The 21,375-nt window shown below is 44.7% G+C and carries 19 protein-coding genes and 2 tRNA genes; 2 read left to right on the top strand and 19 right to left on the bottom strand.

Annotation, left to right across the window (positions count from 1 at the left end; all coding sequences use genetic code 11):
* Positions 1-176: 176 nt before the first annotated feature.
* The 19 genes from lysS to spoIIE all read right to left on the bottom strand — a co-directional run bounded on the left by lysS (position 177) and on the right by spoIIE (position 20,627).
* On the bottom strand, positions 177-1,661 hold the full coding sequence (lysS, locus tag AC0VX7_RS00475) for a lysine--tRNA ligase (protein ID WP_475426258.1): 1,485 nt from the start codon (positions 1,659-1,661) through the stop codon (positions 177-179).
* A gap of 211 nt (positions 1,662-1,872) precedes the next feature.
* Positions 1,873-2,874: a tRNA dihydrouridine synthase DusB gene (gene dusB, locus AC0VX7_RS00470; protein ID WP_475426257.1), complete on the bottom strand. Its 1,002-nt coding sequence runs from the start codon at positions 2,872-2,874 to the stop codon at positions 1,873-1,875.
* A 36-nt stretch (positions 2,875-2,910) separates the two neighbouring features.
* Positions 2,911-3,114 (bottom strand): helix-turn-helix domain-containing protein, encoded by a 204-nt coding sequence (locus AC0VX7_RS00465; RefSeq protein WP_475426256.1) that lies wholly within the window; start codon positions 3,112-3,114, stop codon positions 2,911-2,913.
* Positions 3,066-3,593 (bottom strand): 2-amino-4-hydroxy-6-hydroxymethyldihydropteridine diphosphokinase, encoded by a 528-nt coding sequence (gene folK / locus AC0VX7_RS00460; RefSeq protein ID WP_475426255.1) that lies wholly within the window; start codon positions 3,591-3,593, stop codon positions 3,066-3,068. Before folK ends, AC0VX7_RS00465 begins: the two co-directional genes overlap by 49 nt.
* Positions 3,594-3,595: 2 nt before the next feature.
* Complete coding sequence (gene folB, locus AC0VX7_RS00455) at positions 3,596-3,955, bottom strand: dihydroneopterin aldolase (RefSeq protein ID WP_023613286.1); 360 nt, start codon at positions 3,953-3,955, stop codon at positions 3,596-3,598.
* Entirely contained in the window at positions 3,948-4,781 is an 834-nt protein-coding gene (gene folP, locus AC0VX7_RS00450) for a dihydropteroate synthase (protein ID WP_475426254.1), read from the bottom strand. Before folP ends, folB begins: the two co-directional genes overlap by 8 nt.
* Positions 4,778-5,653 carry an aminodeoxychorismate lyase gene (pabC, locus tag AC0VX7_RS00445; RefSeq protein WP_475426253.1) on the bottom strand — a complete coding sequence of 292 codons (876 nt, stop codon included), beginning with the start codon at positions 5,651-5,653 and terminating at the stop codon, positions 4,778-4,780. The genes folP and pabC overlap by 4 nt, the downstream gene beginning before the upstream one ends.
* Entirely contained in the window at positions 5,653-6,243 is a 591-nt protein-coding gene (gene pabA, locus AC0VX7_RS00440; protein WP_475426252.1) for an aminodeoxychorismate/anthranilate synthase component II, read from the bottom strand. The genes pabC and pabA overlap by 1 nt, the downstream gene beginning before the upstream one ends.
* Positions 6,240-7,637 (bottom strand): anthranilate synthase component I family protein, encoded by a 1,398-nt coding sequence (locus tag AC0VX7_RS00435; protein ID WP_475426251.1) that lies wholly within the window; start codon positions 7,635-7,637, stop codon positions 6,240-6,242. Before AC0VX7_RS00435 ends, pabA begins: the two co-directional genes overlap by 4 nt.
* Before the next feature lie 157 nt (positions 7,638-7,794).
* The gene (gene cysK, locus AC0VX7_RS00430) at positions 7,795-8,721 is read right to left on the bottom strand and encodes a cysteine synthase A (protein WP_475426250.1); all 927 of its coding nucleotides are present in this window, start codon (positions 8,719-8,721) and stop codon (positions 7,795-7,797) included.
* Positions 8,722-8,981: 260 nt separating this feature from the next.
* The gene (locus AC0VX7_RS00425; RefSeq protein WP_475426249.1) at positions 8,982-9,866 is read right to left on the bottom strand and encodes a peptidyl-prolyl cis-trans isomerase; all 885 of its coding nucleotides are present in this window, start codon (positions 9,864-9,866) and stop codon (positions 8,982-8,984) included.
* 21 nt (positions 9,867-9,887) lie between these two features.
* Positions 9,888-10,766 (bottom strand): Hsp33 family molecular chaperone HslO, encoded by an 879-nt coding sequence (hslO, locus tag AC0VX7_RS00420; RefSeq protein WP_475426248.1) that lies wholly within the window; start codon positions 10,764-10,766, stop codon positions 9,888-9,890.
* A 53-nt stretch (positions 10,767-10,819) separates the two neighbouring features.
* Positions 10,820-11,596 (bottom strand): type III pantothenate kinase, encoded by a 777-nt coding sequence (locus AC0VX7_RS00415; protein WP_215034726.1) that lies wholly within the window; start codon positions 11,594-11,596, stop codon positions 10,820-10,822.
* Positions 11,597-12,047: 451 nt separating this feature from the next.
* Positions 12,048-14,024, bottom strand: coding sequence for an ATP-dependent zinc metalloprotease FtsH (gene ftsH, locus AC0VX7_RS00410; RefSeq protein WP_475426247.1), 1,977 nt, complete (start codon positions 14,022-14,024; stop codon positions 12,048-12,050).
* A 135-nt stretch (positions 14,025-14,159) separates the two neighbouring features.
* Positions 14,160-14,699, bottom strand: coding sequence for a hypoxanthine phosphoribosyltransferase (gene hpt / locus AC0VX7_RS00405; RefSeq protein WP_475428051.1), 540 nt, complete (start codon positions 14,697-14,699; stop codon positions 14,160-14,162).
* Between the two features lie 27 nt (positions 14,700-14,726).
* Positions 14,727-16,109 carry a tRNA lysidine(34) synthetase TilS gene (tilS, locus tag AC0VX7_RS00400; protein WP_475426246.1) on the bottom strand — a complete coding sequence of 461 codons (1,383 nt, stop codon included), beginning with the start codon at positions 16,107-16,109 and terminating at the stop codon, positions 14,727-14,729.
* Positions 16,110-16,283: 174 nt separating this feature from the next.
* Positions 16,284-17,312 (bottom strand): protein kinase domain-containing protein, encoded by a 1,029-nt coding sequence (locus tag AC0VX7_RS00395; RefSeq protein WP_475428050.1) that lies wholly within the window; start codon positions 17,310-17,312, stop codon positions 16,284-16,286.
* Positions 17,281-18,018, bottom strand: a complete 738-nt coding sequence (locus AC0VX7_RS00390; RefSeq protein WP_475426245.1) for a vWA domain-containing protein — start codon at positions 18,016-18,018, stop codon at positions 17,281-17,283. Before AC0VX7_RS00390 ends, AC0VX7_RS00395 begins: the two co-directional genes overlap by 32 nt.
* 134 nt (positions 18,019-18,152) lie before the next feature.
* Positions 18,153-20,627 carry a stage II sporulation protein E gene (gene spoIIE, locus AC0VX7_RS00385; RefSeq protein WP_475426244.1) on the bottom strand — a complete coding sequence of 825 codons (2,475 nt, stop codon included), beginning with the start codon at positions 20,625-20,627 and terminating at the stop codon, positions 18,153-18,155.
* A 278-nt stretch (positions 20,628-20,905) separates the two neighbouring features.
* Between spoIIE and AC0VX7_RS00380 the strand changes: the two genes are divergently transcribed.
* Both AC0VX7_RS00380 and AC0VX7_RS00375 read left to right on the top strand, forming a co-directional pair.
* Positions 20,906-20,979: transfer RNA gene (locus AC0VX7_RS00380), tRNA-Met, on the top strand.
* A gap of 149 nt (positions 20,980-21,128) precedes the next feature.
* A tRNA-Glu gene (locus tag AC0VX7_RS00375) sits at positions 21,129-21,200 on the top strand.
* Positions 21,201-21,375: the final 175 nt, after the last annotated feature.

Below are 21,375 nucleotides of genomic sequence, written 5' to 3'. Positions count from 1 at the left end.
TTGCTATTTTTATTCGTGGAATTAAAAGAAAGATAATTCATATTACTGTAGTCAATCTGCCTGTAGAAGTTATTGTTTTTTTTACAAGAGTAGGTAAGTAAACTCTCTAACCTAGACCAGATTAATAATAGAAAAAGGCAAAACGACCTGTGCCGTTTTGCCTTTCCTTCTATCTATTAACGGTGACGCATCAATGGGAATAATAGTACATCCCTGATGGATGGGGAATTCGTCAGCAGCATAACCAATCGGTCGATACCGATTCCAAGTCCGCCTGTTGGAGGCATTCCATATTCCAACGCTTCGATGAAATCATCGTCCATTTCGTGCGCTTCGTCATTTCCTTGTTCTTTTTCTTTTAGCTGTGCTTCAAAACGCTCTCTTTGGTCGATCGGATCATTCAGCTCAGTAAATGCGTTCGCATGCTCCCTTGCTACGATGAACAATTCGAAACGGTCTGTGAAGCGCTGGTCTTCGTCATTCTTTTTCGCGAGTGGAGAAATGTCAACCGGATGGCCGTAAATGAATGTCGGCTGAATCAGGTGCTCTTCTACCTTTTGTTCAAAGAATTCATTGACGATGTGGCCATACTGCATATGTTCAGTGATTTCCACTCCATGCTCCTTCGCAAGTGCACGAGCTTCTTCCGTGCTCATTTGCGGCCAGAAGTCCACTCCTGTATGTTCCTGAATCGCATCTACCATGTGGACTCTCTTCCACTCCGGCTTAAGATCGATTTCATATTCGCCATACTGAATAGTTGTTGTTCCAAGAACATCCTGGGCGATGTACGCAACCATGTTCTCAGTAAGTGACATGATGTCTCTCCAGTCAGCATATGCTTCATAAAGTTCAAGCATTGTGAATTCTGGGTTATGTCTTGTTGAAACACCTTCATTACGGAATACACGGCCGATTTCGTATACTTTTTCAAGGCCGCCGACAATCAGGCGCTTCAAGTGAAGCTCGATCGCGATTCGCATGTATAACTGCATATCAAGAGCATTATGATGCGTGATGAACGGACGCGCAGAAGCTCCGCCGGCAATTGAGTGCATTAATGGCGTTTCTACTTCGAGATATCCTTGTCCATCTAAATAGCGACGCATTGATTGGATGATGCGGCTGCGGTTGATGAAAGTCGTCTTGCTGTCATTGCTGGTAATCAGATCAAGATAACGCTGACGGTATCGCTGCTCGACATCCTTCAGCCCATGAAATTTTTCCGGAAGCGGACGGAGTGCTTTCGTCAGGAACACAAAGTCTTGAGCTTTGATTGAAAGCTCGCCAACCTTTGTTTTGAAGAGTGTTCCTTCTACACCGATGATATCACCGAGGTCAGCTGAATCAAAAACTTCATATTGCTCTTCGCCGACTGCATCCTGGCGAACATAGATCTGGATCTGGCCAGCAAGGTCCTGGATATGAGCAAAGCCGGCTTTTCCTTTTCCACGCTTCGTCATGATACGTCCAGCTATTTTCACCGATACATTTTTTGCCTCAATATCTTCTTTTTCCAATTCACCGTATTCGCTAATCAGCTCTTCAGTAAGATGAGTGCGTTCGAATCTTTTGCCGAAAGGATCCATGCCTTTTTCACGCAATGAACTCATTTTGTCTCTTCTGACTCTGAGCTGGTCATTCAATTCTTCATGACTCATATCGCTTTCACTCCAATATATATAATAGATTTATTATGTAATCCTGATTATGTTTGGTGGATACTTTTATTATTTTACACAAACAAACGTATTCAGACATTAAAAATCTCTTTTTTCATGCCTAAATAGAATAAAAACTGCCAGTTTGATCACTGGCAGTTACTTTTAAGGATAAAGGTATTATAGGAAAAGTGACGGTTAATGTCAATTTTTATCCAACCTGGTGCACTTCTTGCTCTTTTGCTTCTACTTCATCTGCGAAGTTTTTCAGCAAACTGACAAGCTCGTCTCTTGTATTGCATTCATTGATTCCGTTACGGACTGTTGCGTTTCCGCGGATGCCCTTAAGGTACCATGCTGCATGCTTGCGCATTTCGCGTACGGCAATATGTTCGTTTTTTAAAGCGATCAGGCGGTCAAGGTGCAGGATGCTAACATCGATTTTTTCGCGTGCATTTGGTTCACCCATTAATTCGCCTGTTTCCAGATACTTTACCGTACGGTAGATCATCCATGGATTTCCTAGAGCGGCACGACCGATCATAACTCCATCTACGCCTGTTTCATCAAGCATTCTCTTGGCATCCTGAGGAGTCTGGACATCCCCGTTGCCGATTACAGGAATATTTACAGCCTGCTTAACTTCACGGATAATATCCCAGTTCGCTATTCCTTCATACATCTGAACACGCGTCCGCCCGTGGAGAGCAACTGCTTTACCGCCGGCACGTTCCACTGCTTGCGCATTCTCGATGGCGAAAATATGATCCTCATCCCAGCCCATGCGCATTTTAACCGTAACTGGCTTTTCAACAGCATCCACTACTGCTGATACCATTTCGTAAATCTTGTTTGGGTCTAGCAGCCACTTCGCACCTGCATCACATTTCGTAATCTTCGGCACCGGGCATCCCATGTTAATATCAATGATATCCGCATTCGTATTTTTATCTACGTATTGCGCTGCCTGCACAAGTGTTTCTCTTTCACCGCCAAAAATCTGAAGGCTCAACGGCTTTTCTCGTTCATCTATATATAACATATCGAGTGTCCTGTCGTTTTGAGAAACAATTCCTTTGTCGCTGACCATTTCGGCACATACAAGTCCAGCGCCGAATTCTTTGACCGTCAGTCGGAATGCCGAGTTACAAATGCCGGCCATGGGTGCGAGGACGACCTGGTTTTTCATTTCAATATCGCCAATCTTGAGCATGTCATTCCTCCTTATGGTCCTATTAATATATCAAACCTACTGTGGGGTTAATTCATCTAATCCGACACCGAGGACTTCTGCGATCCTGATAATCAGTCTTTCACCAGGCATTCTGTTGCCGCGTTCGATTTCTCCCAGGATGGAGACCGAAACGCCTACCTCTTTTGCGAAGCTTTCCTGCGTATAACCCTTTAGCTTTCGATAAGCGCGAATACGCCTTCCCCATTTTTCTGCTTCCATATTCGTACTCCTTCTCTATCCGGTATACTTAGTAAACAGTTTTTCAGTGGCTCCTTCATCAATGGGAGCGTGAGATTTGGGTCCATTTCAAGCAATGGAAGAATTACAAACGCGCGTTCGCTCATCCGAGGGTGCGGAATTGTAAGCTTCTCTGTTTCAACATTTTCTTGATTATATAGCAAAATATCAAGGTCTAACGTTCTGGGACCCCATTTTATTTCCCTTTTTCTCCCAAGCTTCAATTCGATTTCAAGGCAGGTATCCAGAAGTTCAACCGGTTCAAGGCTCGTCTTTACCTGGATTGCCATGTTTAAAAATTGATCCTGGTCAGTGTAGCCTACCGGGTCGGTTTCATAGACGGAAGAAGTATTTACCACTGTGATATTTTCATGGCTTTCAAGGAGGATGATTGCCTGTGTCAAATACCCAAAGCGGTCACCCATATTGGACCCTAGTGCAATATATGCTTTGTTTTCCACTGTCATCTGCTCCTTGTGATTTCAACTGCGACTGATTTGTAATGGCCAGGTATCGGCGGGTCAGGTTTGATGACTTTTACGTGGCATGCTTCCACCAGCGAAAATCGTTCAAGGATCGTCCCGGCAATTTTTTCAGCAATCGCTTCTACAAGCTTAAATGGCTGGCCTTCAACGATATCCTTGCAGACCATATATAAATCTGCATAGTTAATTGACTCATTAAGATCATCGCTTTTCCCTGCTTTTGAAAGATCCAGTTCCACCGTTAAATCTACCGCAAAACGCTGGCCTAACCTTGTTTCTTCAGGAAAAACACCGTGGTAGCCGTAAAACTCCATTTGGTTCACATGTATTTTATCCACTGTATTCACCCTTTCCCATCATCGCGTCCATCATTTTTGCCATCCGTGCCATCTCTTTCACATCATGGATCCTGACAATCTGGCAGCCTTTCTGGATTCCGTAACACACAGTCGCTCCTGTACCTTCTGTTCTTTCCGTAACAGGCAGATCGAGCACGCCGCCAATCATCGACTTTTTCGATGTGCCAAGGAGAACGGGATATCCTAAAGACACAAGCGTATCAAGGTGACGCATCATCTCAAGGTTTTCCCTAAGGTCTTTTGCAAACCCGATTCCAGGGTCAAGGATGATTTGCTCGTCGCTTACCCCTGCTTTTTTAGCGATTGTGATGCTTTCATACAAGTCATTGAGCACGTCACGAATGAAGTTTGTATAATTGCGGTCGTTCCGATTGTGCATCAGGATAATCGGTACTCCGGTTTCTGCAGCGACATCGGCAATTTCCGGGTCCTCCTTCGCTCCCCAGATATCATTGATAATGGCCGCTCCAGCATCGACGGCGCTTTTGGCAACCTTTGATTTATATGTATCGATGGAGATTGGTACCTGAACTTCTTTCGAAATGGCTTCAATCGCCGGTACCACCCTGCCAATCTCCTCTTCATCGGAGATCCGTTCATGTCCCGGTCTTGTTGATTCGCCCCCGACGTCAAGAATATCCGCTCCGTCAGCGATCATTTGTTTAGCATGTAAGACAGCATGATCAAGGTGATTGTATTTCCCGCCGTCTGAAAAAGAATCAGGCGTGACGTTCAATATTCCCATAATCAGTGTTTTATTGGTGAAGTCCAGTGTATAAGGACCGGCTTTTATCACGGTATTCATGTATGAGCTCCTCCATCCAGTTTCCTTCTGCTCCATAGTGTTTCCCGGTTAGCTGCATATTTGCCAAACAGTCTGTTCGCCAACACGCCTGATTTCCCGGGAAAGCTTTTTCCTGAGAAATCTGTGACCGGGACGATTTCCTGAATCGAATTAGTCAGGAACATTTCATCAGCTGCTTCGGCTTCTTCCTTTTTGTAAAAGCCTTCACGAACCTCGATGCCTGCGTTGCGGGCAAGAGCGATGACGAACCTGCGGGTGATTCCATTCAAAATTCCTGTCTCGACAGCAGGCGTATACAGGACATCATCCCTGTACCAGAAAATATTCGAAACAGTCCCTTCAGCCAAATAGCTTTCATTTGTAAGAAAAATTCCTTCTGTATCCATTGCAGGGCCTGCCTCACGCTTGGCGAGCACATTATTAAGATAATGGTGGGATTTCAGCCGCTCTGCTCCCTCAGGTGTGTTGCGCCTCAAGTCCAGGAGAACAGCCCTTTTCTCACTCATCTCCCCAGCTGGCAGCAGCGGCTTCGCAAATACGATCACATTTGGCTCCTGGTAACTCTCTGTACGCAAACCTATATCGCCATTCCCAGCCGAAACATTGAAGCGGATATAGGCATCCTTGAGATTATTTTTAGCTAATAAGCCTTCGAGGATCTTAACACTTTCCTCCCGTGTAAAATCAGCTTCGATGTTCAAAATACGAAGACTCGCATTCAGCCGCTCCAGATGGTCATCAAGCAAAAACGCATGGCCATTGTAGATTCTGAACGTTTCAAACACACCTAACCCGTATAGGAAGCCGTGGTCAAAAGGGGAAATGGTGATTTCATCCTTCGAGACGAACTGGCCATTCATGTATACAAACATTATAAACTTACTTCCTTAGCAGTTTTGTAGTGTGCAATGAAATTGCGCAGTAGCTGCTTTCCTGGCGTCGTTAAAATGGACTCCGGGTGGAATTGGACGCCTTCGACAGGCAGCGTTTTATGGCGGATCGCCATGATCTCGCCCTCCTCCGTCCATGCTGACACCTCCAGGCAGTCAGGAAGGGTTTCTTTTTTTACGATGAGCGAATGGTAGCGAGCCGCAGGGAATGGATTTTCCAACCCTTCAAAAATTGTCTTGCCATCATGATAGACCAAAGAAGTTTTGCCATGCATGAGCCGCTCCGCACGGACCACGTCACCGCCAAATATCTGGGCAATAGACTGATGGCCGAGACAAACACCGAAAATCGGCGTCTTGCCTGAAAAATTCTTGATCGCTTCCAGGCTGATGCCTGCTTCATTCGGGCTGCACGGCCCAGGTGAGATCATCAAGAACTGCGGGTCAAGCTCCTCAATGCCCTTGATGGAAGTCTGATCATTGCGGATGACATTGAGCTCTTCGCCCATTTCACCCAAATATTGAACGAGGTTATATGTGAATGAATCATAATTATCGATCATCAAAATCATGCTTTACCCTCCGCAAGCTCTTTCGCCTTCCAAAGAGCGATTGCTTTCTTTAACGATTCTTTGTATTCATTGGCAGGGATGGAGTCGATGACGACACCTGCTCCGGCCTGAACATGAGCCATCCCATCCTTGACCAGCATCGTCCGGATAATGATGTTCAGTTCCATATTGCCGTTAAAACCGAACCACCCAAGCGATCCAGTATAAGGCCCTCGTCTCACCGGCTCAAGTTCTTCGATGATTTCCATTGTCCTTACCTTAGGGGCACCAGTAATCGTGCCGCCGGGGAAGGTTGCATTGACTACATCGAACCAGGTTTCACCCTCTGCCAGCTCTCCCCGGACATTGGAAACGATATGCATGACATGCGAGTACTTTTCAATGACCATGAACTCATTGACTTCGACAGTACCGTATTTGCACACCCTGCCGAGGTCGTTCCTTTCAAGGTCGACAAGCATGACGTGTTCGGCGCGCTCTTTTTCATTGTTGATCAGCTCATTGGCAAGCTGCAGATCTTCTTCGTCTGTCCTGCCCCTCGATCTCGTGCCGGCAATCGGCCTTGTGCTGACCTCCGAACCTTTTACTTTTGCTAAAAGTTCAGGCGAACCGCTGACTAGCTGGAAGTCTTGTGTATGCAGGTAGCCCATATATGGAGATGGGTTCAGCTTGCGCAGCTGCCGGTACACTTCAATCGCTTCCGTCTCTACCGGCTTGGACTGCCTGACAGATAGATTTACCTGGAAGACGTCCCCCTGCGCAATGTATTGCTGCACCTTTTCAACTGCCTCGATGAATTCAGTTTCATCCATCGATACTTGCAGATCATCACGGGCAGGCTTTGCTTCGGCAAAAATTTCCGGGACTTCAGCGTCCCACCTGTCTTTCCACTCTGAAAGCTTGTCCTCCGTCTGCTTTTCGTGTCCTTTTTCCGATAGAGCCATTAGCCATAGCTTCTCTGTCTGATGGTCAAAAACAAACCATTCCTTGAATAGCTGGAAGTAGACCTCCGGGATTCCGGAATCGTCCATAGCCAGTGCTGGAAGCTTTTCGATATAACGGGCATAATCATAGCTCAGATAGCCGATCGCGCCGCCCTGGAAATCTGGCAAGCCTTCTACTTCAGGCACCTGATACTTTTCCATTTGATTTTTCATTAACTCAAGAGGATTGCCCTCGAGCGTGCTTGACGAACCACCCTGTGTGATTATCAGTTTATTATTTTTACCCGAAAAAACAATCTCGGGATTGAATGCGGCGATACTGTAGCGCCCGCCTCTCCCGCTTTCGAGGATGACATGCTCTTTATATTGTTGTGCAATATGATCATATTGATGAAAAAAACGTGAAGCTGTATAAGGAATCGTTTTTGATTGAATGCTATAGTGCGGCAAGCTTTTCACCCCTATTTTTTTCTCTTAATCCATCATACATGATGAAGGGCGCGCTTTCATTTTTAAAATAATGGTTTTTTCGATAAATTGTTGATTTTGCAGGATTTTTTCTGAATAAGAAAAGAGACAAGCTTCGTCAGCCTGCCTCTCCATATAACTAATCTTCGAATTGATATAGTGGTGTGCTCAGGTAGCGTTCTCCATTACTTGGGATCACTGCAAGCACCTTTTTGCCTTTGCCAAGCTTCTTCGCTGTTTCCAAAGCTGCATAAATGGCTGCGCCTGAAGAAATTCCGCCGAGGATTCCTGCTTCTTTCGCCGCGCGGCGAGCATAGTCAAATGCCTGTTCATTTTCAACCTTGAAGATTTCATCATACACATTTGTATCAAGTACACCAGGAACGAATCCTGCACCGATTCCCTGGATCTTGTGAGGTCCTGGTTTTCCTCCGGATAATACCGGGGAGTCTGTTGGCTCAACAGCTATAATCTTGATATTCTTGTATTTTTCACGAAGGACTTTTCCTGCTCCTGTGATCGTTCCGCCTGTGCCGATACCTGCGATGAAGGCATCCAGCTGCTCACCCATCTGCTCGACGATTTCCGGTCCGGTCGTTCTTTCGTGGACAGAAGGATTTGATTCATTCTCGAACTGCTGAGGCATGAAGTAACCATTTTCCTTTGCTAGTTCCTCCGCTTTGCGGATCGCGCCGCCCATTCCTTCGGGGCCAGGAGTCAATACAAGGTCCGCTCCATAGGCACGAAGCAGATTTCTGCGCTCCATACTCATTGTCTCCGGCATGACGAGAATTGCTTTGTAGCCTTTGGCTGCTGCTACCATCGCCAGTCCGATTCCCGTATTTCCGCTCGTTGGTTCGATGATTGTATCCCCTTGTTTCAGGGCCCCATTTGCCTCAGCATCCTCAATCATCGCCAAAGCGATACGATCCTTGACGCTGCTGCCCGGGTTCATGTATTCAAGCTTCAAATAAATATCCGCACTTTGGTCATCACCAAGTCCGTTCAGCTTCACAATTGGTGTCTGGCCGATCAACTCTGTAATTGAATTTGCAATACGTACCAAATTACCCACCCCTTAATCCGACTATTTTAATTGGTTTTATTAAAATTTACCAATACTTTAAGTCTATGTCAATCAGTATGCTTCGACATCAACAAAAATCAGTCTTTTGCCTAGGCCTCTTTTCGTACAATGTTGCTTTCACAATCATCCTGCCCGATTCAAAAGCATCATCGAAAAGAGCCTCATCCTTTTTAAACTATCCTATTTTGAATTTCTCTAAACAAGAAAAGCACCGGTTCAGTTCTCCAGTGCTTCGTTCGTTATTTCTTCTCTTTTTCTCCATAAAACCAACTTACTTCCGCATCATTCCAAAATGCCCGTGCAGAAACCGGAATGTCCATTTGTTCAAGAGCAATCTGCCGGCGAATCTGGTTCTTTACATCGCTGTAGGCATATTTTTTCCCTTCAAGTTTTTCATGAAGATAAACAATAGCATAACCATTTTCCACTTTTACAGGTCCTGTCCACTCTCCGGACTTCAGCGATTTCGCTGCATGAACTACCTCCGGGTAAACGAGCTCATCTTCTTCCGTAACAAAGCCGATGTCTCCTCCTTCATTCGCCGAAAACTCATCGATCGAACGCTCCATCGCCAGAGCAGTGAAGCTAGAACCATCTTTCAGCTCTTTCACCGCTGACTCAGCTTCCTTGTTCGTTCCGACGACTATTTGCGACAGATGGTAGGATGCAGGAGTGTCAAAAAGGCTATTATTCTGTTCATAAAAGGACTTCATATCCTCTTCCGATACTTTAACATCCTTCGTTAAAAGTTCTTCAAGCAGCAGACTGTATTTAATTTGCTGCTTCCAACTTTCTTCGGTTTTTGGCTCGTTGACAGCTGAAGAATACATGGCTTTATAAATTGTCAATTCACGCTCTACGGCCTCGTCAGACACTTTGATGTTATATTCATCGGCCATTTGTTTGACAACCGCCTGGTCAATCAGGTCCCTTAGCGTTTCTTGCCCGTATCTTTCTTCAAGCTCAGTCAGCCACTCCTGGCGGGTGATTGACTCCTTGCCAATCTCCGCCACAGTTTCCTTGTTCCCCTCGAGGATAGCAGGCTTGGCTATCAGCATCACAAGAGTTATCGCGTTCAAAATGGCTAACCCGGCAATAATGTACCAAAGCTGCTTTTTTTCCACTTCTCTTCCCCCAGATATCGCTTATTTCGCTTCCTTCTCTATCTCTTCCAGTTCTTCTTTTGTGAACATGTACTTTTCGTTGCAGAAATGGCAGTGTGCTTCTGCCTGCCCCTCTGTCTCAATCATATCCCGGATTTCTTCTGTGCCAAGGCTGATCAGCGCAGTGCTAAATCGGTCCTTAGAGCAATTGCACTCAAAATTTACTGGCATCGTGTCAAGGACTTTAACATTCTCTTTTCCAAGCAATTCTTCCAGCAATTCTTCAGGAGATAACCCTTTTTCAATCAGCTTTGATACTGGCGGGATGGATTGCAATCGCTGTTCGATTGCTGTAATGGTTTCTTCTGTTGTCCCAGGCATCAGCTGGATGATGAATCCACCAGCCGCTTTGATCGAGTTGTCAGGATTAACTAGTACACCGACACCAACCGAAGAATTGACCTGTTCAGAAGTTGCGAAGTAATAAGTGAAGTCCTCTCCAAGCTCACCTGATACAATCGGTACTTGCCCTGTAAAGTAGTCGCGCAAGCCCAAATCCTTCACGACAGTAAGCGTTCCGTCTGTACCGACGCCTTGTCTTACATCAAGCTTGCCGTGCTCGTTCAAATCGAAGTGGACATGAGGATTCGATACATAGCCTCTTACCTGGCCTTTAGCATTGCTGTCCACTAGAATGAGTCCCAGCGGACCTCCACCTTCGATCTTGATTGTCAATTTATTATCGCCCTTGAGCATCGCACCCATCATCACGCCTGCTGTCATTGTCCGGCCAAGTGCGGCAGATGCTACAGGCCAAGTATAATGGCGGCGCTGTGCTTCCCCAACTGTTTCTGTCGTTTTTGTTGCATATGCTCTGACCTGTCCATCAAAAGCAAGTGCTCTTACTAAATAATCACTCATTTTTCTACTCCCTTCGTGCTGTGAAATTGTATGCATCCTCTCTTTAAGGAAGCTTAATTGTGTTTTTCGATATTGCGCTTATAAATAAGCTGCAATCCCTTTAACGTTAAAAATGGATCCACGGCATCAATGATATTCGATTCCTGGGCAATCAGGTTTGCCAGGCCGCCTGTCGCGATCACTTTAGGAAGGACTTTACTCTTATCTTTCATCCGTTTAACTATTCCCTCTACTTGTCCAACATATCCATACAGAATGCCAGCTTGCATGGCTGAAACTGTATTCTTTCCAACCACGTCATCCGGTCTGCTGATTTCAATACGCGGGAGCTTGGCAGCCCTTGAATAGAGGGCCTCAGTGGAGATGCCGATCCCTGGTGCAATCGCTCCGCCCATATATTGATTATGCTCATTGATATAACAGTAAGTTGTAGCTGTACCAAAGTCGACAATGACCAGCGGGCTTCCATATTCATGAATCGCCGCCACCGCATTCACAATACGGTCCGCTCCGACCTCCCTTGGATTTTCATATTTTATGTCCAGTCCTGTCTTAATGCCAGGGCCGACAACCAACGGCTTGTGGTGGAAGTACTTCTGGCACATCCGCTCAAGTGAGAACATAATTGGCGGAACAACAGACGATATAATGATTCCATCAATATCTGAAAAAGAAAGATCAACATGGTCAAAAAGATTTTTGACGATCATGCCAAATTCATCTTCCGTTCTATGACGGTTCGTTTCTATTCTCCAATGGTGTTTCAACTCTTCTTTATCATAAACACCTAACACGATATTTGTATTCCCGACGTCAAAAACAAAAATCAAGCTATTCACCAACTTATTTATAGTTTTCTGGATCAATACTGAAAATATCATATCATAAACACCAGGAATTCACTAAATAAAGTAAACCCCTCTTACAGCAAATGCCGTGTTAAATTTGGCTGTTGATTTCCGTTCCAGGCGCTTCGCTTTCCGCGGGGAAGAATTATGAAAAGGCCCAACTGCCGGCTTTTTCAAACATCAAATTCTTCCTTGCAGTCTGCGAGCCTCCTCGGCGCTTTTGGCGCCTGCGGGGTCTCCCTTGACTTGCTAATCCCGCAGGACATTGATTGAACTTCCTCGAACCTGCCCACGCACGATGAAAATGCGTTGCATTTTCGGAGGAGTCTTCGCGCCTTCCACTCCAATCAACAGGATTAAGAACAAAGATAGGTTTTAATACAAACAAAATAAAAAAGCAGATGCTCCGTTAAGAACACCTGCTTCATGAATTCTACTCTTTTGGTTTTGGATTTTCATCAATAGCCTTTGGATCTTCGATGACTGAGTCAACTTTCTTATCAGTCTCTTCGATTGCAGGCATGTCATCTTTTTTCTTATTGATGTTTACTTTCATGTCGTCACTCTCAACGCTGACTTTGCGTTCAGGTAGACGGCCATGGTCGATCAAATGCTTGATTTGTTCTGCATCAAGGGTTTCAACCTCTAACAATGTGTTCGCAATTATATCAAGCTTATCACGATTCTCTGTTAGCAGTTTTTTCGCTCTCGCATAACTTTCCTTAATGATTGCCTGGATTTCAAGGTCGATTTCATAGGCGATCTTGTCAGAGTAGTTCTGCTCATTGTTCAGGTCACGGCCTAAGAATACTTGACCCTGCGCCTGACCGAACTGCATTGGTCCGAGCTTATCACTCATACCGAATTCAGTAACCATTCTTCTTGCAATGCCGGTCGCACGCTGGAAGTCATTGTGTGCACCTGTGCTTACTTCACCAAAGACGATTTCTTCAGCTACACGGCCGCCAAGGAGTCCAGTTATTTTATCAAGAAGCTCTGGTTTGGTCATGAAGTAACGGTCTTCCTTAGGAAGCATGACGGCGTAGCCGCCGGCCTGTCCGCGAGGGACAATCGTTACCTTGTGGACCATTTCCGCTTCATCAAGGACAACCCCGATGACGGTATGGCCAGCTTCATGGAACGCAACGATATTTCTTTCCTTTTTGGAGATGACACGATTTTTCTTGGCAGGACCGGCTATGATGCGGTCTGTTGCTTCATCAAGATCTTCCATGTCTATCTTCTTCTTATCTCTCCTGGCTGCAACAAGCGCAGCTTCGTTCAATAAATTTTCAAGATCCGCTCCAGAGAAACCTGGAGTACGAGACGCAATACTTTTCAAGTTAACGGACTCATCAAGTGGCTTATTTCTAGCATGTACCTTCAATACAGCTTCACGGCCTGCAACATCAGGACGGTCTACTGTGATCTGGCGGTCAAAACGTCCTGGACGCAGCAATGCTGGGTCAAGGATATCAGGGCGGTTGGTAGCGGCTACGATAATGATCCCTTCGTTGGCACCGAATCCGTCCATTTCTACAAGCAACTGGTTAAGTGTCTGTTCACGCTCATCATGTCCTCCGCCAAGACCAGCGCCACGCTGGCGGCCGACTGCATCAATTTCATCTATGAATATGATACATGGAGCATTCTTTTTAGCTGTTTCGAATAAATCACGTACACGTGATGCACCGACACCGACAAACATTTCTACGAAGTCGGAACCACTGATTGAGAAGAATGGCACTCCAGCTTCCCCTGCAACAGCACGGGCAAGCAAAGTCTTACCTGTACCCGGAGGTCCTACCAAAAGGATTCCCTTTGGAATACGTGCCCCAAGGTCAGCAAACTTGCGAGGGTCTTTCAGGAATTCAACAACCTCGACAAGCTCTTGCTTTTCTTCATCTGCGCCCGCGACATCCTTGAAGCGGACTTTCTTCTTTTCTTCGTTATAAAGCTTCGCTTTGCTCTTGCCGAAGTTCATGACACGGCTTCCGCCGCCCTGAGCCTGGTTCAGCAAGAAGAAGAACAGAATGAAAATGATGATAAACGGAATGATGGACGTAAAGAACGTCACCCACCCACTTGTTTCCTTAGCAGGCAAAATCTCTACATTTGCAGCTTCAGCTGCTTGTTCGATTCTGTTAAGAGTCTCTGGATTGTTCCAGACATATGTGATGAAGCCTTTTCCTTCTTCCTGGCCTTCCAACTGGCCTCTTACCTCATACACACCACGTTCAGGCTGCAGCGTCAAATCACCTTCAACATTGCCTGCCTCTAGTTTCTGCATGAATTCATCGTAAGAGATTGGTTCTGTTGGCTGGTTATTGCCATTAAAGAAACTCACAACTCCGATAATGACTAAAAATATCAATAAATAAAAGATGGTATTACGGAAGATCCGATTCATCCCTTACCTCCTCCCACGGTAGACAAACTATACTAAATAGTATCATAGCAATTTATGCTAATACAAGAAATTAACATTCAGAATATTTGCTTCTTACCCGAAATGTGAAATTTCATTCACTAAATTGTAACCGTATTAATTTGAATATACTTCTGGCTTTAGAACACCGATATATGGCAGGTTACGGTATTTTTCCGCGTAATCAAGGCCATATCCGACAACAAACTCATCAGGAACGATGAATCCAACATAGTCGGCTATAATATCGGCTTTTCTTCCTGTTGGTTTATCAAGAAGAGTGACGATTTTGATTGATTTTGCCTTACGGTATTTGAATAGCTCAACTAGATAGCTGAGAGTCAAACCGCTGTCGATGATGTCCTCGATGATCAGGATGTCTCTTCCTTCGACTGAAGTATCGAGGTCCTTTAGGATTTTCACCTCTCCGGAAGATACCATGGCATTTCCATAGCTGGAAACATCCATGAAGTCCATCTCAAGATACGTATCCATGCGCTTTAGCAGGTCGCCCATGAATGGCATTGCACCTTTTAAAACACCAATTGCGAGCGGAAAGCGGTCCTTGTACTCGTCAGTTAATTGACCCGCCAACTGCCTGGTTTTTTCCTGGATTTCCTCTTCTGTAAACAATACCTTTTCAATATCATTTTTCATCATGATCCTTGTGCCCCCTGGAAGATATCAATACTTTATATAAGTTAATAGTAATAACCTGTTTCCTTCTGTTGATTCATGATTCGATTTTTTCAGGCCTGGAAGCCAAAGAATCCTGTCTTCCCTGTCTGTGACAATAGGCCATTCATCTCTTTGGGCTAATGGAATTTTCATATCGATGAAAATATCCTTTACCTTTTTTGAACCCGTCATCCCCTTCAATGATATCCGGTCGCCATTTCGCCTTGTCCGGATGATCATTGGAGTTCCTGTTTGCTCCAGGTCAACGATAAAACAATCATTGGAAATTTCCCTGTCATGAGCACCATTGAGCAATTGAGCATCAATGACCCCACCATTTGGCAATCTCAGCTGATCTGGCCCGGATAATTCGAAGCGATAGCTTTGCCTTTCTGGCGGATTCAATTCGAAGTGACAATTTCCATACGATCGTATGATTCTTAAACCGCTGGGGAAATCAAGAGTTCCAGATGGATGGGGATTGCGAATTATTGAAAAAATCTTTTCAATATGTATAGCGGAAAGAGAAGCAGGTCGATCATTGTAAAGATAATTTAATATTAGTTTAATCCCTCTTCTTTGTAAAGGCATTGGCATTTCCTGAAAGGAACTAATACTAATACTTATCCTTTTGTCCTCTTTCTTCATTACTTTATTCAATTCTTCGCTTGTTAATTCAATAAGATAATCCTCATCCATCTGCAGTTCCTCGCTAAAACGCTGGAAGTGCTCATGGACCGCTGCATTCTCTTCCTTTAAAAAAGGGAGTACAGATTTTCTGAAACGATTCCTGCTATAGTATGCCTTCTCATTGCTGGGGTCAATTCTTGGTTCTAAAAGATTCACTGAGCAATATTCTTCCAATTCCTCTTTTGTCAGGCATAAAAATGGCCTAAAAATCGTGAACGGACCCAATTCCCGCGAAAAAGGTATTCCTGCCCTAGCTTTCCCGGAACTTCCCCTGGTGAGCCTCATCAATACCGTTTCTACCTGGTCATCACCATGATGACCCAATGCAAGGTACTGAAGCTGATGCTTTTCCATAACTTGCTCGAAAAAGCTGTATCGGCACGCACGGGCAGCCTGCTGGGAGCTTAGCCCTGTCTCGCGCATATAGGCCGGTACATCGATTCTTTTCATCTCAAAAGGAATACCCCGTTTTTCACAAAAATCTTTTACAAACAGGGCATCCTGATAAGACTCATCACCACGGAACATATGGTCCACGTGGACAGCCACAATCTTCAAGGAATTCCGTTTCCGCTGCTCTGATAAAAAGTGGAGCAGTGCAAGCGAGTCCGGACCTCCAGAAACCCCAACTGCAATGGATATGTTATTCAGCTGAAAACCATGCCTTTCGAGGAAGGCTTTTACCTTTTTTTCAATCATCTTGTTCTTCCTTACTGGTATTGCCGGTTTAAGACTATACCCATGCCGGCAAACCATTAATCTTCTAAATAACCAAGTTTATTATTTTTCAGCTTAACACTTTTAACCTTCTTTTTTCAAAAAACAGAGGTGTATCCCTTATGTACGGATGTAGCGGTAAAAGGTTTCAAAAAATCAGGTAATCTGGCTATAAATATAGAAAAAATATAATAAAGAGATAATCAGAATGATGGTGACTGTTTCAAGGGCCGAGGATTTTTTCTTTTTCTTATTGTATCCCTTCCTCGTTTGTCGGCCAGCTGAACTTGATTTTGCCCTGGATGGACTTGGATTTATATGTTGTTGTGCTTGCTTTTGCGGCACTGTCTTATGCTGTACGGTACTTTTCTTCGATGCTGAACCTGGCTGATGTACCTGCAACAGATCAGACCTCATTTCCATGGCTGATTGATAGTTACCGGTAAGCGCGTTATAGATTACCTTTTCATAATTCTTCAATTCTCGGGCTTGTTTCACTTTGTCCATGATTTCGCCTATTCCGCCCGACTTTTTCGTAAACCTTTTTGGATACGCCGTGTTGACCATGATCATACCGACAGCGAATAAATCATATCCTGGTTCTGCTTTCCTGCTGCCCAGCCCCCAATAGCCCCGGTCGAAGAACTCAGTGAACTCTTTAATCGACCTGCCTTGCATCGTCGTACCGCCGACATCTATGCATCGTATCCTTGCCGGGGGCCCAGTCACAATCAAGTTATCCGGCTTCAAATCTCCAAATACCCAGCCATTTTCATGGAGCAGCTCCAAATCAGCAAGCAACTGGAGTATCATCACCCCTGTCCAGTCCGGTCCTTTTTGCTGCAGGAAAGCGAGGAAATCTGGCCCTTTAATGAATTCCATCGCATAAAAGCTAACTTTTTTGCCCGGACGTTCCCAATCATCCACATCCAGCAAAGAAGGCCCGAGGGCAGATCCCTGGACCTTGGCAAAAGATTTCAACACATTGACCTCAGAAGTGATCGACATTCCATTGTCACTCATTTTCAATGCTACTTGTTTATTGTTGTATCTAGCCAGATAAACAATCCCATTCGCTCCAAAACCAAGCTCTTTAATGATTGTATATCGATTATGATGCCATTTCCCTTCGATGATCGTACCAGGAATGACCTTACACAGATTCTTCAAAGAAGGATTCATCATCACCGGACAATAGGCTCCTTAGAGATCGTTTTTTATTAAAATGGGAAAGTGCTTCGCGAATGGCAGGGCCTGTTGGCGTAATGCCTCCAGTCGTCAGCTTGGCAAAAATACTCGTGAGCGACTCAAGCTTTGGGGTCCAATCCAGCAATTTTTCGACATCATTTCTTTTCCCGGGAAATACAAATACTGAGAATCGATTGTCTCCGGCTCTGGCATTCAGGCTTAAACTCAAGTCCAGCAGGGCTTCTTTTACTGTGGGCAGCTTGTGTTTCATACTTGCACTTGTATCGACAAGAATCAACACATCGAGCTCGACTGTTTCCCCAAGCTCATCCACAACCTCCATCACTTCGCCTCGCTGCTCCGGCGGAAGGTCTTCCACTGTTCGGCCACCGCCAAGGATTTGCTGAAGTTCCTTGTTCACTACTCCCTGAAGAGTCTGGGTCATCGCTTTCCTTGTCACCATCTGGACTGTTTGTGATAATTGCTGCGCATACACGATCTGGCTGACACCACCGCCTGATAAAGCGATTCCCTCAATTTCTGTCATGCCCTGTTCATCTATAACATCCTGTTCCATCACACCAATGACATTGACTGTAATCCCTTGCTCCTTGGCCAGCGCAGCCATCGCAATTGGATCTTCACCCTGGTTTGAGCAGCCATCTGTTATGAGTAATATTTGCCTGATTGTACCTGTTTTCATGCAATCCCCTCACTTCCAGGCTCAATTTTTACAATCTAGTAAAAGAAAGAAGCCTATGATAAATTTGTTACCATTTTCGACGAAGTTAAGGGGAAATATACATAAAGGAATAGCATATCGGTCAAATTAAACTGTTATGCTCTTTTTTGATAATTGGTCACTGGTATAGAAGCCCATTTTGGGATATTGTGATCGATTTTTGCGACAACCACAGTCATGTCATCCTCAATCGAACCTTCTCGGGAACGGATAACATCCTCCATGATCAAGTCTGCGATTGCCTGCGGATCTTCTGTCTGAAGCTCATTGATTTTCCGTTTCATCCATAAATCATAGTTTTCGACATGCTTAGGCCCTTCGAATACGCCATCGCTCATCATGACCAGCAGATCGCCTGCCTTCAGCTGTTCACCGACAACATCCACCTCGAATTCCTGCAATATTCCCATCGGCAAATTGCTTGCCTGCACCTTCATTACTTTCCCGCCGCGCTTAATAAAGCTTGGCGTCGAACCGATTTTCAAGAATCGGGCAGACGCATTTTGCAGGTCGATCATGACCAAATCGAGGGTCGAGAAAATTTCATCAGTTGTCCTTAACGATAAAATCGAATTCACTGACTTAATTGCTACTTTTTCTTCAATACCAGATTGCAGGATTTGCTGCAGCAGTAATAAAGTATCTCTGCTTTCGGAATGAGCTCTTTCGCCATTGCCCATTCCATCACTGATGGCAATCGCGTATTTTCCGCCGCTCAGCTCAATGATTGAATAACTGTCTCCAGAAATGAGGTCCCCATCCTTGGCAGCATGCGCCACCCCTGTAGACACTGCATAGGCTTTAGCAGATCCGAATGTCACATGGCAAAAACCATTCGGGAATGTCGAACATTCTTCTGAATTGACAACGATATTTTCTTTCAGGATATCGGAAAGCATGGGTGCGATTAACTTTTCACATTCACCATGCCCCTGGCAATATGGAATCGTCATGTCAATATCCACATTCCCTTGTTCCAGACTATAGATTTCCACATTCTCGATATGGATGCCAAACTCCTGGAGGGCCTCAAGTATTTGTTCTTCTTGTTTCGAATGATTTTCGCGTTCACGCTGGATTTCCTTAGCGAAATCCCCCATTACCTCTGAAACACCAAGCAATTGATCAGCCACAAGTCGCCTGCTTTCCTGGACCTGTTTCTTGAGTTTCTTGTTCGCCTGATAATAGGTCAGCTGCTGCTGCATGATTTCCATTACCTTTTTCGACCTGGTGCAATGCTTGTCCCATTCGCGGGAAAGTTTTTGCGGCACTGCACCAGAATTTTGATCCATCTCTTGCATAATCTCACTCATATAGTCATAGGTTGTATTAAAGTTCCTTGTCCAGCAATGGTCTTTCTTAAAGCATGTCTGGCACGTTTTCTCTGTGACATTGCTCAAGAAATAATCCATATCGCGGTCAGTTTCAATCGTTTCATCCTGCACCTGAAGTGTAGAAAAGCTTTTCGACAGCGCTTCAAAAACATTTGAGAACTGGACGACACGCTGTGCTGTCACATCTCTCATTTTTCTCATATATTGCTGCTGCTCAGCTGAATACTCCGGTGTGCCTGGAATATGTTTGGCGATTTTTGACGTAAGTGATTGAGGAGTAAGAAAGAACAGCAAGACTGCCGCCGCTGATTCGGTCAGCGTCTGGCCGAGCGCGCCTCCGCCTTCGCCATACATACCAATTAACAGTGTGGCGATGAACAATCCAAGTGCCACCCCTGGTTTCCTACCTTCTTTTAACAAGCCGCCAAGCAAACCAGAGAAGGCGAGCAGGCTCATATGGTAAAAACTCGATACGTTCGCGAGACTGAAAATCAACCCTGTTACGACTCCGACTGTGGAACCCACTGTGGCACCGGCAACAAATGAAAATATGAGGACCAGATACCGGGACATTACATGCTCTACCGACAAATCATAGATTGTCCAACCAATTGTTCCTGTCATTACTGAAGCAAGCATGATGATCAAACAGACAATTTCCTCCGTTTTCAATGATTGCTTGCGCTTGCTGGCTGTCATCAATGGAATGCTTTGCATGAAGATGAAAGTCAACACGAGACCTAGACCAGCTTCGACTCCAGTCATCATTCCTTCATACAAAGTGATATTTCCAGACAAAATTAGAACTTTCAACATTTTGCCTATTAAAATAGTAAAAAATATATAAAACGGCAGCACTTTCATAGAATTCTGGATCCATTTTTTCGTCAGCTTGTATAACAGTAAAAATAAGAATACAGAACCAAACGTGAAGACGGCGTCAGTAAATGACAATGTTGCAGCTCCAGCAACCAACCCAAACAGCGCAATTGGTGCGCGGTCTTTCCGGATCAGATACACCGCTGCAAAAAATGGAAGGCTAAAAGGGGTCAACTGAGCCAGTATCAAGGCACGGCCAAGCAAGAATCCAATGATCAGAAAGATATAGCCTTTTTTCAGGAAAAGGTTTTCAATTTTGGATTGCAGCTTCGACATGCCTTTTGCAAACCTGAATCGTGATTCCTCGAGATGAACTTCACCGATCGGTTCCATCATATTCCTTTCTACCTTTTGCATTAAATACACTCCCCGTTTTTTTTTATCGTTGCTGATTATTATAAAAGGGAGCAATCCAGAAGTTTGTCAAAAATAAGGACAAGCATGAAAGTTTCGTTCGACGCATTTCCCCGAAAATAAAGCAATTACTCGAAATACCACGGAATATTTTTATTATCACTCCAAACTCCACTAAAATTTACCTATTAATATTTTCTTCTTTTCTTTTAAAAATCCATTGACACTATTTTAATATCTATGTATTATATTTCTTGTGCCTCAAAACACATTATCAATATGGCGGTGTAGCTCAGCTGGCTAGAGCGTACGGTTCATACCCGTAAGGTCGGGGGTTCGATCCCCTCCGCCGCTACTAACGAAAAGCGGAGGCGACTGCTTAGCTCCGAAAAGCACTGGAGGGCCGGCAGGTGAAGTCGTTCTTTGACTTCATCGGACGGACCGAAGTGACTCGAGGAGCTAGGAGCCGCAGCTGGACATCCTATTAAGACAATTTTATATAACGGCCCCTTGGTCAAGCGGTTAAGACACCGCCCTTTCACGGCGGTAACACGGGTTCGAATCCCGTAGGGGTCATCACAAAAAAACCTCGTTCCTTTTTAAGGAGCGAGGTTTTTTATGTATTTCCAGGCATTGCAAGGACCTTACTTTTACCCCTTTTCTCTTTCTTGTGCATTTTTGGACCCCTAAACAAAACAAAAGGCTGTTTGTAAAGATTGTTGTTAAAATCCTAAACCCGATTTTAACGTGA

The sequence above is a fragment of the Mesobacillus sp. QJM3NY_10 genome (genome assembly GCF_056173465.1).
This window is presented reverse-complemented; position numbering and strand designations above follow the sequence as displayed.